This is a genomic window from Mesorhizobium sp. B2-7-1, assembly GCF_006440735.1.
Lineage (GTDB): Bacteria > Pseudomonadota > Alphaproteobacteria > Rhizobiales > Rhizobiaceae > Mesorhizobium.
The window spans coordinates 1-12,978 of record NZ_VFUA01000039.1; the positions used below are offsets into that span (position 1 = coordinate 1).

Annotated in this window: 11 protein-coding genes; 7 read left to right on the plus strand and 4 right to left on the minus strand. The window is 61.8% G+C overall.

Features of this window, described 5'->3' with window-relative positions:
* Positions 1-962: inorganic phosphate transporter (locus FJ471_RS16315; protein ID WP_140804730.1), on the plus strand; the 962-nt coding region annotated here is incomplete at its 5' end.
* Positions 963-1,046: 84 nt separating this feature from the next.
* Entirely contained in the window at positions 1,047-2,075 is a 1,029-nt protein-coding gene (locus FJ471_RS16320; RefSeq protein ID WP_140804733.1) for a transporter, read from the plus strand.
* Between the two features lie 98 nt (positions 2,076-2,173).
* Here FJ471_RS16320 and FJ471_RS16325 read toward each other — a convergent pair whose 3' ends face one another.
* The 3 genes from FJ471_RS16325 to FJ471_RS16335 all read right to left on the minus strand — a co-directional run bounded on the left by FJ471_RS16325 (position 2,174) and on the right by FJ471_RS16335 (position 5,782).
* Positions 2,174-3,181, minus strand: coding sequence for an ABC transporter permease (locus FJ471_RS16325; protein ID WP_140804735.1), 1,008 nt, complete (start codon positions 3,179-3,181; stop codon positions 2,174-2,176).
* Positions 3,178-4,677: a sugar ABC transporter ATP-binding protein gene (locus tag FJ471_RS16330; protein ID WP_140804737.1), complete on the minus strand. Its 1,500-nt coding sequence runs from the start codon at positions 4,675-4,677 to the stop codon at positions 3,178-3,180. Before FJ471_RS16330 ends, FJ471_RS16325 begins: the two co-directional genes overlap by 4 nt.
* Before the next feature lie 139 nt (positions 4,678-4,816).
* Positions 4,817-5,782: a sugar ABC transporter substrate-binding protein gene (locus FJ471_RS16335; RefSeq protein ID WP_140804739.1), complete on the minus strand. Its 966-nt coding sequence runs from the start codon at positions 5,780-5,782 to the stop codon at positions 4,817-4,819.
* A 253-nt stretch (positions 5,783-6,035) separates the two neighbouring features.
* Between FJ471_RS16335 and FJ471_RS16340 the strand changes: the two genes are divergently transcribed.
* From FJ471_RS16340 to FJ471_RS16350, 3 genes are read left to right on the plus strand one after another with little or no spacing between them, the layout of a single operon-like run.
* Positions 6,036-6,401: a hypothetical protein gene (locus FJ471_RS16340; RefSeq protein WP_140804741.1), complete on the plus strand. Its 366-nt coding sequence runs from the start codon at positions 6,036-6,038 to the stop codon at positions 6,399-6,401.
* Positions 6,401-8,473, plus strand: coding sequence for a hypothetical protein (locus FJ471_RS16345; RefSeq protein ID WP_140804743.1), 2,073 nt, complete (start codon positions 6,401-6,403; stop codon positions 8,471-8,473). The genes FJ471_RS16340 and FJ471_RS16345 overlap by 1 nt, the downstream gene beginning before the upstream one ends.
* Positions 8,470-9,666: a BREX system ATP-binding domain-containing protein gene (locus FJ471_RS16350; protein WP_140804745.1), complete on the plus strand. Its 1,197-nt coding sequence runs from the start codon at positions 8,470-8,472 to the stop codon at positions 9,664-9,666. The genes FJ471_RS16345 and FJ471_RS16350 overlap by 4 nt, the downstream gene beginning before the upstream one ends.
* 43 nt (positions 9,667-9,709) lie before the next feature.
* Here the strand turns inward: FJ471_RS16350 and FJ471_RS16355 are convergent, their stop codons facing one another.
* A complete protein-coding gene (locus FJ471_RS16355) occupies positions 9,710-10,729 on the minus strand; it encodes an LLM class flavin-dependent oxidoreductase (RefSeq protein WP_140804747.1) in 1,020 nt (339 codons plus the stop codon).
* 241 nt (positions 10,730-10,970) lie between these two features.
* On the opposite strand from FJ471_RS16355, the gene FJ471_RS16360 reads away from it, so the two are divergent.
* Positions 10,971-11,873, plus strand: a complete 903-nt coding sequence (locus FJ471_RS16360; protein WP_140804749.1) for a MurR/RpiR family transcriptional regulator — start codon at positions 10,971-10,973, stop codon at positions 11,871-11,873.
* A gap of 85 nt (positions 11,874-11,958) precedes the next feature.
* The gene (locus FJ471_RS16365; protein ID WP_140804751.1) at positions 11,959-12,963 is read left to right on the plus strand and encodes an extracellular solute-binding protein; all 1,005 of its coding nucleotides are present in this window, start codon (positions 11,959-11,961) and stop codon (positions 12,961-12,963) included.
* Positions 12,964-12,978: the final 15 nt, after the last annotated feature.

The following is a 12,978-nucleotide window of genomic DNA, read 5'->3' on the forward strand; positions in this document are numbered from 1 at the left end:
TCATCCTGCTTTATGCGATGAAGCTCCTGGTTCGCAACAAGGCTCTCTACGAGGCGCCGAAGGGCAACACGCCGCCGCCATGGTGGATCCGCGCGCTGCTGATCTTCACCTGCACCGGCGTCAGCTTCGCGCACGGCTCCAATGACGGCCAGAAGGGCATGGGCCTGATCATGCTGATCCTGATCGGCGTCGTGCCGACGGCTTACGCGCTCAACCGCACGCCCGACATCAACTATCTCGACGCCTACAAGACGGCTTCGGTCGGGGTGGAGACGGCTTTGGCCAAATACGCCAAGCCCGGCGTCACCGTCGCGGACGCCAATGCCGCAAAGGCGGCCGTGCAGGAAGCCGTGCGCACCAAGACGTGGAACGATCAGACGACGATCGCGCTGCAGACCTACATCCACAACACCACCGCCGAACTGGGGCCTTACCCCACGGTCGAGAAGGTGCCGACCGACCTGGTCAGCAACGCGCGCAACGACATCTACCTGATCGGCGAGGCGCTGAAGCTGATCGACAAGAAGCAGCTGCTGCCGATGCAGCCCGACGACCTCAAGGCCGTGACCGACTACCACAAGGCGGTCGACAACGCGACAAAGTTCATCCCGCTCTGGGTGAAGGTTGCCGTGGCGCTGGCGCTGGGGCTCGGCACCATGGTCGGCTGGAAGCGCATCGTCGTCACCGTCGGCGAGAAGATCGGCAAGAGCCACCTCACCTACGGCCAGGGCGCCGCGGCAGAGCTGGTGGCGATGGTCACCATCGGCATGGCCGATCGTTTCGGCTTGCCGGTGTCAACCACCCATGTGCTGTCTTCGGGCGTCGCCGGCACGATGGCGGCCAACGGCTCCGGCCTGCAGTGGTCGACCGTGCGCAACCTGCTGCTGGCCTGGGTGCTGACGCTGCCTTGCTCGATCGCCTTGGCTTTCGTGCTGTTCATCATCTTCCGCCAGGTGTTCTGAGCGGCGGTCGATGCACCGGTAACAACGATGACGGCGCCTGTTCTGGCGCCGTCTGCTTTTTCGGCATGAGCAGGGGCGGCGGCGATGAATGACGCATCACATCCGGCATTGCTTGCCTGGGACGACAGCCGCCATCATGCGCCGGGACTGATCTGGGCTTATCGCGGCGGCGTCGGCATGCCGACCGAGCCGATCGCTCCGAAGGATATCGAGGCAGCGCTTGGCGAGCCGGACGGTTGGGTGTGGCTGCATGTCGACCTGATCGACCAGCGGGCGCATTCCTGGATCAGCCACACCTGCGCGCTGCCGCAATCGGCGCATGCCATCCTCGAAGGCCATGAGGACAGCATGGCGCTGGCGCATGAGAGGGGCGTCGTGCACGGTATCGCCGCCGATCTGCATGGCGAGATCGGGCGCAGGTCAACCACTATCGGCAGGCTGCATTTCGCCGTGACGGACCGGTTGCTGGTGACAGGCCGGCGCCACCCGCTGGCAGCCGTGGAAGCGGTGAACAAGGCGCTTTCGGAAGGTTTTGGGCCGTCGACAGGGTTCGAGCTGTTCGGTGCGATCGTGCAGGCATTCTGCAAAAGCGCGAGCGCACGGCTGGCGCTGGCGACGAAGCAACTGGATGAGGTCGAGGACCACCTCGTCACTGAACGCCTCGCCGACGAACGAAGGCGGATCAAGCAAGTGCGCCGCCTGGGAGTCTCGCTGCACCGGCCGATCTCGGCGCAGGCCGCGCTGTTCCTGGAGGAGAACCGGGCCGGGTGGGAGCTGTCGGCAGGCGCGCATGACATCCTTTCGCAACTGTCGGCCCGCCTCAAAAGGCTCGACCGCGAAGTTGTCATGGTCAATGACCGGGCAAGGCTGCTGCAGGAAGAGGTGGCGGCGGAACTCGCGGACGAATCCAACCGCAGCCTGAAGGCGCTGGCGGTGATGAGCGCGCTGCTTTTGCCGGGAACGCTGATCGTCGGCATTTTCGGCATGAACACCGAGGGACTGCCGCTGACGCACACGCATGGCGGCTTCCTGCTGGCGATGCTCTTGGCGGGAGGCGCGACCGGGCTGTTCTACTGGCTGCTGCTGCGGGCCGGCGCCGATCTCAAATTCTAGAGCATTTCACCGTTTCACGGAAACGGCGAACCGCTCTATCTCTTTGTTTTTACGCAATTCCGGACGGAAAACCGTGTGATACTTTTCCTGGAATTGCTCTAGCGAATCTTCCGCAACAGCCTCTCCCGGTACGCGTCTAGGATGACCGCGAGCACGATGACAAGGCCGATTACGATGGGTTTGAAATTGTCGCCGACGCCGAGCAGCTGCAATCCGGTGGAAAGCACCTGCAGGATGCAGGCGCCGACCAGCGTGCCGATGATCGAGCCCTTGCCGCCGATGAGGCTGGTGCCGCCGATGATGACGGCGGCGATCGCGTTGAGCTCGTAGCCGACGCCGGCGATCGGACTGCCGATGTTGAGGCGCAACAGATAGACCATGGCCGCGATGCCGGCGGTGAGCCCGCTGATGGTGAAGGCGGCGACCTTGTAGAAGTCCGGATTGTGGCCTGACAGCCGCACCGCCTCGTCATTGGTGCCGACGGCGAAGATCATGCGGCCGAAGACGGTGAAGCGCAGCACGAACCAGCCGGCCGCGATCACCAGCACCGCCACCAGGAAGATCGACGGCAGGAAGCCGCCGATGATCAAATTGCCGAAATCGACGAAACTCTGCGGCAGGCCGGTGATGGTCGAATTGTCGCTGACGACGCGCGCCGCGCCCGCCGCCATGTTGAGCATGCCGAGCGTGACGATGAAGGACGGGATCTTCCAGCGCGTCGAGATCCAGCCATTGAGGAAGCCGCAGACGGCGCCCGTCGCCATGCAGGCCAGAAGCGCCAGCGTGATCGCGACGGCCGGCGACAGGTTCTCGTCGATCATCACGGTGGCGCCGACGACGGTGCAGAGCGCCAGCACCGAGCCGACCGAAAGATCGATGCCGCCGGTCAGGATGACGAAGGTCATGCCGGCCGCCAGCACCGTGTTGATGGCGATCTGCACGAAGATCTTCAGCGCGTTGCCGGATGTGGCGAAATAGGGAGCGGTGACCGAGAAGAACAGGGTGATCAGCACCAGCGCGAGCAGCACGCCGGCGTCGCGCACCAGGAAGCGCAGGAATTTTGCCCTTCCGGGAGAAACGGGCGCGGAAACGGTCGTCTCGCTCATGGTCGCACATACTCCTGATAGGCGAGCGACAGGATGCGCTCCTGGTCGAAGTCGGATCGCGGCACCTCGCCGACGATCCGGTTCTTGGAAAAGACGATGATGCGGTGGCACATGCCCATCAGCTCCGGCAGGTCCGACGACACCATGATGATGCCTTTCTGCTGCGCCGCCAGCATCCACAAGAGCTGGTAGATCTCGCGCCGCGCGCCGATATCGACGCCGCGCGTCGGCTCGTCGAGGATCAGCGTCGAGGTGCCGCGGAACAGCCATTTGGCCAGGACAACCTTCTGCTGGTTGCCGCCGGAGAGATTGCGCACCGCCTGCTCGATCGAGCTCGCCTTGACGCGCAGCTGGCCGACGAGATCGTTGGCGGCCGCGGCCTCGGCACGGCGGTTGAGCAGCCCGTTGCGCGAGACCTTGCTCAGATCGGTGATGGTGATGTTCTTGTCGACGGCCATGTCGAGCAGCAGGCCCTGGCCCTTGCGGTCCTCGGTGAGCAGGCTCAAGCCGTGCCGCACCGCGTCCTTGGGCGCGGCGATCGCCACCGGCTTGCCGTCGATCTCGACCACGCCGTCGAGCTTCGGATCGGCGCCGAACAAAGCGCGCATGGCCTCGGTGCGGCCGCTGCCGACCAGGCCGGCGACGCCGAGGATCTCGCCATGGCGCACGGCAAAGGAGATGTCCGGGGTGGAAGCGTCGCGCTTCAGATTGGCGACGCTGAGCGCGACCTTGCCCGGCACGACCCTCGCATCGAAGCCATATTCGTCGGCGATGTCGCGGCCGATCATCATGCGCACGAGGTCGGGCACGGCGAGGCCTTCGAGGTCACGTGTCGCGACCAGCCTGCCGTTGCGGAGCACCGTCACCCGGTTGCCGATCTCGAACACCTCGTGCAGCCGGTGCGAGATGTAGATGATGGTGACACCCCGGGCCTTGAGCCGCTTGATGATGGAAAACAGCCGCTCGATCTCGGGCGGCGTCAGCGTCGCCGTCGGCTCGTCCAGCACCAGAAGCTTCGAGTCGTAGCTCAGCGCCTTGGCGATCTCGACCAGCTGCATCTGCGCCACGCCCAGCGCCTCGACGCGGGTGCGCGGATCGATGTCGAGGCCGACTTCCTCGAGCAGCGCCACGGCGCGGCTGTTGAGCGCCTTGCGGTCGACGACGCCGAAGGCGCGCCGCGGCAGGCTTTCCAGCATCAGGTTCTCGGCGATGCTGAGATAGGGCAGCAGGTTGAGTTCCTGATGCACGATGCGGATGCCGCTCTGCTGCGCGTCATGCGGCGTCTTCGGCTGGTAGGGCTGGCCGTTGAAGGCGATCGCGCCCGAGTCCGGCTGGTAGATGCCGGCGAGCAGCTTGATCAGCGTCGACTTGCCGGCGCCGTTCTCGCCCAGGATGATGTGGGTCTCGCCACGCGCGATCGACAGCGACACGTCGCTCAGCGCGACGGCGCCGGGAAAGATCTTTCCGACCCCTTCAAGGGAGAGAATCGCGTCCATGGGCGATAGAATCCTAAACCGCGCTCGTCCACCGCGATAGCGGCGCGGCGCGGCGCATCGTCACCGCCGCCGGCACTGTGCCGACGGCGATGGTGAGACAAGCAGGATGCCGGAGGGAGTCCCGGCGCCCCGGCTCGCCTCAGGCGGTGATCAGCTTGATGTCGGTCTTGACCCAGCCGGAGAATTTCTCGCCGGCCATCTCGCGCAGGCCGTAGTCGATGCCCATGGCCGCCATCTGCGCGCCATACTGCTCGACGGTTGCGAGCATCTTGCCGGCCTTCAGCAGCGGACCGACGGCCGGGATGTTGTCGAAGCCGACGACCTTGATCTGGCCCGACTTGCCGGCCGCGTCGATCGCCTTGACGACGCCGAGCGCCATGGAATCGTTGGCCGCCATCACGCCCTGGATGTCGGGATGCTGGGTGAGGAAGTTGGTCATCAGCGTGTTGGCTTCCTCGGTCTCCCAATGCGCCGTCTTGGAATCGAGCAGATCGAGGCCGTTTTCCTTCACCGCGTCGTCGAAGCCCAGCTTGCGTTCCTTGGCGTTGTCGGCCTCCGGATTGCCTTCGAGGATCACGACCTTGCCGCCCTTGCCCAGCGCCTTGCCGAGCGCGTCGCCGGCGAGCTTGGCGCCAGCGCGGTTGTCCGGGCCGAAGAAGGCGAGGTCGATGCCGGCCTTCTTCTTGGCCTCCTCGTCGAGCGAGACGTCGATGTTGATGACCTTGATGCCGGCCTTCAGCGCCTTGGCGATCGGCGTCACCATGGCCTTCGAATCGGCCGGCGCCACGACGATGATGTTGTAGTTCTGGGTGATGAAGTTCTCGATCGCGTCGACCTGGGCGGCGAAGTCGCGCTCGTCCTTCATGCCGACGGCGGCGAAGTCGAACTTGTCCTTGTTCTTGGCCGCATAGTCCTCCGCGCCGGCCTGCATCTGCTTGAAGAACTCGTTGGCCAGCGATTTCATGACCAGGCCGACCTTCGGCTTGTCGGCGGCGAGAACCGGGCCGAGCGGCAAAGCGAGCGCGCCGGCGGCCAAGGCGCTGGTCTTCAGGAACTGGCGGCGCGAGAACGGACCAAACCCGTGCGTGTTCGAAATCTTGCTCATTAGTCTCCTCCACTTGATTGAGCCGTAATCGGTTACGTAACCGATTACGCGACAAAGTAGAACCTGAATTTGCCAAGTGTCAACATTGCATCGGCTCGCTTGCGGGTTGGACCTGCGAGTGGGGTGTCACAAATGCGGCTGAGCCATCAACTGGCGTCGAGAGCTATCCTTCCGACGCCTGATCCATTGCATGCAAACAGACCTTGGCAAATTTTCAACAATCATCCATCATTTTAGGAGGTGGGGGAACGAAATGCGCGTGATCATCCGGGGCGGCGACTTCTCGCCCGAGACCGACTTACAACCAACAGGAGAGGAATTTTGGACTGGCGGCGCTGACGACCTTCCAGCGGCAGTACTTGCCGCCATGGATGCTAATTTTGAGCTAGGAACTTGGTATGCGACCAAAGAGTTCGAAAATATCGTGAGCGGCATGAAGCCGCTGCCGGCTAAAGAGGAAGTTTCAAGCACAATACCTGCCGAGCAGGCCGGCGTTGGGGGAAAGTGGCAAGCGCAAATGGAGATAGGACAAAGCCAAGCCGCCCTGATGGTCTGCAGAGCGCTGTGCGACTACATACGTCGGTACCAGGAAGAGTTGCGTTGGATTCGGGTGGAGTGATGGCAGAACATTTCACTCTGAACCGCTGCCGAAAAGAGGGCAAGCTACACGGCCTGGCGGCCGGCAAGTACCTCGTTGAATACAATGATACAACGCACCTCGACGACAACCAGTGGATTAGGTTAGCAGAGATCGATGTTCGTTCCACGGCGGTACCGGCAGGCGAAGAAGATACGGAACAGTTCTATACAATTCGCAAAGACATTAGCGGGCTACCAAAAGAAGAAATTAAGAACGATAAAAGCGGCAAGAATGCTGACGATTCATCCAAGCGAAACACCCGCGCGCTGGAAGACGCTCTATCTCTTTCGCTAGCTCGTGCCGGAATACTGTCACCGGACATTACTGAAGAGCTTTTTGCTGAACTTGTTGCGCTCGGCACAGAGGACGGCATTGTCGTAGTGCCGGATACTAACGCTCTGCACAACGGTGCGTTGCATTGGCTGCTGAAGATATTGCATCGCCCTCCAATTTGGATATTGCCCCTAGCGGCATCATTAACGACGGTGCAACAGCGCGACGCAATGGTAAAGGCGCTGGTAGGAAAACATAACCTCTCGAACCTATCAAAGGCGGTTCGTTCACGTGGATTAGTCAACGGAGCGTTGGGCCTCCTCATTCGCAACCGCGGACGGAGTCAAGTCGTCGAGCTCGACCATTCGTTGCTCCGATATCAAAAGACTGCGTCAACCAGCGGTGCCGACCCTGACCACAGCGATGTCTTAGAGGATCGACTCATTATTGAAGGCATCCACAGCGTCCTGCGCACGATGAGGACCCGAAGCACTCGAAGGGTAATCACTTCCGACGTTAACATGGCTCGTGTGCTTGAAGCCGAAGGAATCGATACGCTTTTTGTGCCGTCGATCAGTATGGGAGCGACCGCTGTCGAATGTGTGAGATATGACGCCCTCGCCCGAGCGTTTATAGGCGCGCCTCTGTGCGCTACCATTTGGGAACTGGTTCATACGTTCGGATCAATCCGCCTGATGAAGGGAAAAGCCGAAGTCGCAAATTTGAATTGCTTCTGGCCGAGCAAATCGCCCGCTCATTGGTCCAGCGAAACTTTGTTATGCACGTTTGACGATGAGGCGACGAAATCGAAGCGTCGAGGAACCCGTGAGCAGGAACCGTTGGATTCTACGGCGGACGCAGACAGAAACGGTCGAAAAAGCAACAGTTCGGAACCTACGGACCGTGGACCCGGCGATCGGGGGGAGACGGCCCTACCAGCGGAATCCCCAGCTCGAATGCCTCGGAATGCATCAATAGATTCGGTGAGGCCCGTGGCGGTTCTGCCAAGGGCCTCACTGCCCCAAGCGCTTAAACTCTTAGGCTTGGTGAAGCGTCTGCAGAGGGCGACTCCGGCGCAGGCCGCAGATGCAAGTCTGGGAACCACGGCGGACACTGTCCGCCGTGCATTCGATCTCCTTCGACGTACTGACCTTTTGGAGGAGCACGCCGCGAGTTTCAGCGCCACGGCAGATGCTGACCTCGTGGATAGAGCGCTGAAAGAGGAAGACTTGGACGCCGTGAGCCTGATTTTCCAGCGCTTCGAACCATATGCGGCTTTCCTGGGGCTTTTGCAGAGCTTAGGAGAAATGCGTCGAGCGGAGGTGTTTCCGGCTCTCCAACGGCGATTCGGACTGATCGGTTCGGAGGAAGCAACCCGCCTTCCACGTTTTCACTCTCTGTTGGGACAAGCTTGGACAGATGGAGATACAATCAGGGATGGTTCCCGTCGCCTGACGGATAGGGATGCAACAGAAGCTTTTCACAGAGCGTATGCCGCTACGTCCATTGACGGGCTCTCGAAAGTGATCGAACTCTTACCCCATTTGTGTAGAGCCCAACGCATCAGCCCCTGGGCCGCGAAAAAGCAGGTCGAGCGCTTCATCAGGGAAGGGTTGCTGCCAGAATATCGCTTTGAACCGTCGGCTGGCGGCAAACCAGTCACACGAGATGAAACCATCAGCGGACAACTCGGAGATATCGTAGTCAAGCCAGTTGTAATTGATCGGTTGCACATCGGCGACAGACCAGTTTTCACCATAGGAGGACCCTCCAGGTGACATCGATTCTTGGTGGGCTACTGCAGGATGTGGCAGAACGACGCGAAGACGGCGGAGCGTTCCTCGCTCGGTATGGTATGCTTAGAAATCCTTTCCCGCCTGCGCGGACGATCTATCCCGAGGTTATATACAACCAGGAAAAAGCAGTTCACCTATTTGCAGATGGTGTGAAAGCAATACTGGGGGCAGATATCGCTCGGCGCACAATGGCCGTGATAGGCGGTACGGGCCAAGGGAAATCACATTTTCAACGCCACTGCCAATACGAGGTCAAGCATCTAAAACTCCCTGTCGTAGCAGTCGAGTTCCTTGCCGGCACTAGTTCTGCAGCTAACTTGGTGCGGGAAATATTTAGAGCTGCTGACGAGCATGTCAGGGAGTTGGGCGAGCAGGATCTGTTGTCTGCAATTGTCGGCAAGGTCGGCGACGGCGATTTAGGGCCAGTGCGCCAAACGGACCTCAAGAATGCCTTGTTGACTCTCGTTAGATCGCAAAAAAAAGGTTTTCAACCGGAAGACATGCATCAACGCTTTACTTCCGAGGTATTACTAGACACGTGTCGGCGCTGGGTGGTTGGGGAGACACTCTCACAGACAGAGAAGCGATATTTGCGTGTTTCGAGTCGGCTGGCTACTGCTTCGCTTATGATTCGAGTTATGACCGAATTGTTTTCGCTGGCGCGGCAGCAGGGATTCTTCAAAGGCGTTATGCTATGCCTCGATGAGGTCGAAGCACTCTTTTTTAGCGGCGTTTCCGCATCTAGGATTCAAGCGTTCCTGCAAGATCTTCGATATCTCTTTGACGAGGCTCACGGCCAAAGCTCTGGGTATTCACTTTTGGTTGTTGCGGGCTCGACTTTGCGAGGAGTTCAGGACTTACGAGAATACAACTATCCTCTATTTCAGCGGCTTGGGTTCGATACGGAGGCCCGTATCCAACTACACGAAGTCAAGGACTTGGATGAAGCGCGAAGCTTTGCAGAAGTCTACATTGAGTTCGAAAGGGATCGCTACAACGCGGAACGAAAGCCCAGTGTATCTTCGGAACGCGCTCGATCACTAATTAGCGACGACGATCTAAAAAGCGCCTTTCTTGGCGACCCCAAGACCGGTGATACGCGCAATCAAGCAAGGCTTCTCGAAGGTCTACATAGGATCGTCGAGGCGAAAAAAGCTGCAGCCGAAAAGCACTGATGGCTGTCGTCCCGAAAGACAGAGCATAAGCTAACGGCGGACATCACCGCCACCCGAGCGCCGGCGCGACGTGCTTCAGGATCGACTCGATGACATGGGCGTTGTAGTCGACACCCAGCTGATTGGGCACGGTGAGCAGCAGCGTGTCGGCCTCGGCGATCGCCTCGTCCTCCTTGAGCTGCTCGACCAGTCTGTCCGGTTCGGCGGCATAGGAGCGGCCGAACACGGCGCGCTTTTCCGGCTCGATATAGCCAAAGTGGTCCTGGCCCTCGCTGCCGCCGAAATAGGCGCGGTCCATGTCGTTGACGAGCGCGAAGATGCTGCGGCTGACCGAGACGCGCGGCTCCCGCGTATGGCCAGCTTCCTTCCAGGCGGCGCGGTAGGCCCTGATCTGCTTGGCCTGCTGGACATGCAGCGGCTCGCCGCTCTCGTCGAATTTCAGCGTCGAGCTCTGCAGGTTCATGCCGAGCTTGGCCGCCCACACCGCGGTGGCGTCGGTGGCGGCGCCCCACCAGATGCGCTCGCGCAAGCCGGCCGAGAAGGGTTCCAGCCTCAGCAGCCCAGGCGGGTTGGGGAACATCGGGCGGGGATTGGGCTGCGCAAAACCTTCGCCGCGCAGCAGGTCGAGGAAGATCTCCGAGTGCCGGCGCGCCATGTCGGCGTCGCTCTTGCCCTCTTCCGGCACGTAGCCGAAATAGCGCCAGCCATCGATCACCTGCTCGGGCGAGCCGCGGCTGATGCCCAGCTGCAAACGCCCGCCGGCGATGAGGTCGGCCGCGCCCGCATCCTCGGCCATGTAGAGCGGGTTCTCGTAACGCATGTCGATGACGGCGGTGCCGAGCTCGATTCGCTTGGTCTTGGCGCCCGCCGCGGCAAGCAGCGGAAACGGCGAGGCGAGCTGGCGGGCAAAATGGTGAACGCGGTAGTAGGCGCCGTCGGCGCCCAGTTCCTCGGCCGCGACCGCGAGGTCGATCGACTGCAAGAGCGCGTCGGCGCCGGAGCGCGTGCCCGATTGCGGCGAGGGCGACCAATGCCCGAACGACAGAAATCCGATCTTCTTCATGGCTCCATTCCTGCTAGGGCGGCCCATCGACCGCTCAAACTCCTTGTTGCTCCAGCAGATAGCCAGGGCAGTGCCGCGATACAACGGACACCGAATGGATACAGACCGTCAATCAGGAAGCCCAGCGCGCCGATAGGTCCCGCGATCCAAGGTCGGTGCTGTCACATGGATGTAATGAACATTTCGGAATGTCGGCACCGTAGCGCTTGCTACAGACCCTCCTGGCGAACGGCCGACCACCATGACACCCGACGACCCCGAAGACAGGCAGAGCGCTTTCGACGATCGCGTCGAGGCGGCATTGGAAACCCTGCCGCCGGCCGAGCAGCGCATGGCGCGTTTCTTCGTCGGCCAGAAGCAGGCGGTGCTGCTAGGATCGGCGGCCGAGATCGCCGCCCTTGCCGGCGCCAGCGACGCGACCGTGGTGCGCACCGCGCGCTCGCTCGGCTTCGAAAGCCTGTCGGCGCTGCGCCAGGTGCTGCTCGCGGATCTGACCGGAACGGCCTCGCCGGGCAGGCGGCTCGCTCGCACCTTGCAGGAGACGGGCAACGACAGCGCCTCGGCGCTGCGCCATGTCGTCGGCCTGCATGAGACCGCGCTCGAGGCGCTGAAGCAGCCCGGAATGGAAGCGGCCTTCGCCTGCGCCATCGACATCCTGGCGGCGGCCCGCCGCCGTCACATCTTCGGCATCGGCCCGTCGGGCGCCATGGCCGAATACGCGGCGCTGCAATTCAACAGGATCGGCCTGCCGAGCAGCGCGCTGTCGGCTTCCGGCGTCGCGCTTGCCGACCGTCTCTTGTGGCTGGAAAGCGGCGACGCCGTGCTGATGATGGCCTACGCGCCGCTTTACCGCGAGGTCGAGATCGTCCTCGACCAGGCCGGCCTGCATGACGTGCCGGTGGTGCTGATCAGCGACAATCTCGGGCCGCTCGTCTCCGACAAGGTGGCTGCGACGCTGCCGGTCCCGCGCGGCAAAGCCGACCACCTCGCCACCCATGGCGGCACCATGGTGCTCATCGAGGCAATGATCATCGCCCTGGCTGCCAAGGCCGGCGAGACCGCCTTCGACAGCCTGGATCGGCTGAGCGGCCTGCGCGGCGCAATCGACAAGGCATGGATAAAACGCGGCACGCGCAAGAAGTAATCGCCACAGACATAAAAGTGTCAGCACAAATAACATAATATAAAATTGGCATTACTTTGCCTTCTCGAAACAACAGGAGAGCGAGATGACTATAAAGACAACGCTTGGGCTTGCGTTGAGTTTGACGGTTCTATCCATCGCCGCGCCGGCTTGCGCCGCGGATCTGGTGCTCTATGACGCGCTCGACTTCGCCGGACCGGTCGCCAAGGCCTTCGAGGCCAAGACCGGGCTGACCGTCGACATCGTCGAGCCCGGCAGCACCGGCGAGACGCTGGGCAAGATCGCCGCCGAGGGCAATAACCCGCAATTCGACATCGTCTGGCTCGACGGTTCGGCCGTGATGGAGCGCATGGCCGCCGACCACGTGCTGCAACCGGTGCCGGCCGAGGCCTATGACAAGGTCGCCTGGACCGATCTCGGCAAGTCGCTGATCCCGCAAAACCACGCCTTCCTGCCGACCGGCACGAGCACGACCGCGATCGAGGTCAACACCAAGAAGGTCAAGGCCGACAAGATGCCGAAATCCTGGGCCGACCTGCAGGGCTTCGCCGGCAGCGTCGCCGCCAAGGACCCGAACCTTTCCGGCCCGGCCTATCAGTGGCTGGCAGGCCTGTTCCAGACCAATGGCGTCGGTGCCGGCAAGGAGCTGCTCGCCAGGACGCTGACCAACAAGTCGCTCTCGGGACTCTCCAGCGGCGGCAAGGTCAACAAGGCCGTGCTCACCGGCGACGCCTCGGTCGGCATCAACCAGGACAGCGCCATCTTCTCCAAGATCGCCGCCGGCGAGCCTGTCGTCGCCGTCTATCCGAGCGAGGGCTCGGTCTCGCTGCCGCAAGGCCTCGGCATCAGCGCCAGGACGCAGCATATGGATGCCGCAAAGAAGTTCATCGAGTTCGTCACCAGCGCCGATGGCCAGGCCGCCATGCAGAACGGCGACGACACCGACTTTTTCTACATCCCGGTCATCAAGGGCGTGAACCCGAAACCCGGCCGCGAGACCAACATCGCCTACACCCATCTCGACGACGCGACCGCCTCGACGCACGAGACGGAGTGGAAGCAGTGGTACAAGGAAAAGTTCGTCCAGTGACCGCCCGGCAATGAC

Coding starts and splice junctions, on each gene's coding strand:
- FJ471_RS16320 (WP_140804733.1), top strand. CDS start 1,047: ATGAATGACGCATCACATCCGGCATTGCTTGCCTGGGACGACAGCCGC.
- FJ471_RS16325 (WP_140804735.1), bottom strand. CDS start 3,181: ATGAGCGAGACGACCGTTTCCGCGCCCGTTTCTCCCGGAAGGGCAAAA.
- FJ471_RS16330 (WP_140804737.1), bottom strand. CDS start 4,677: ATGGACGCGATTCTCTCCCTTGAAGGGGTCGGAAAGATCTTTCCCGGC.
- FJ471_RS16335 (WP_140804739.1), bottom strand. CDS start 5,782: ATGAGCAAGATTTCGAACACGCACGGGTTTGGTCCGTTCTCGCGCCGC.
- FJ471_RS16340 (WP_140804741.1), top strand. CDS start 6,036: ATGCGCGTGATCATCCGGGGCGGCGACTTCTCGCCCGAGACCGACTTA.
- FJ471_RS16355 (WP_140804747.1), bottom strand. CDS start 10,729: ATGAAGAAGATCGGATTTCTGTCGTTCGGGCATTGGTCGCCCTCGCCG.
- FJ471_RS16365 (WP_140804751.1), top strand. CDS start 11,959: ATGACTATAAAGACAACGCTTGGGCTTGCGTTGAGTTTGACGGTTCTA.
- FJ471_RS16360 (WP_140804749.1), top strand. CDS start 10,971: ATGACACCCGACGACCCCGAAGACAGGCAGAGCGCTTTCGACGATCGC.
- FJ471_RS16345 (WP_140804743.1), top strand. CDS start 6,401: ATGGCAGAACATTTCACTCTGAACCGCTGCCGAAAAGAGGGCAAGCTA.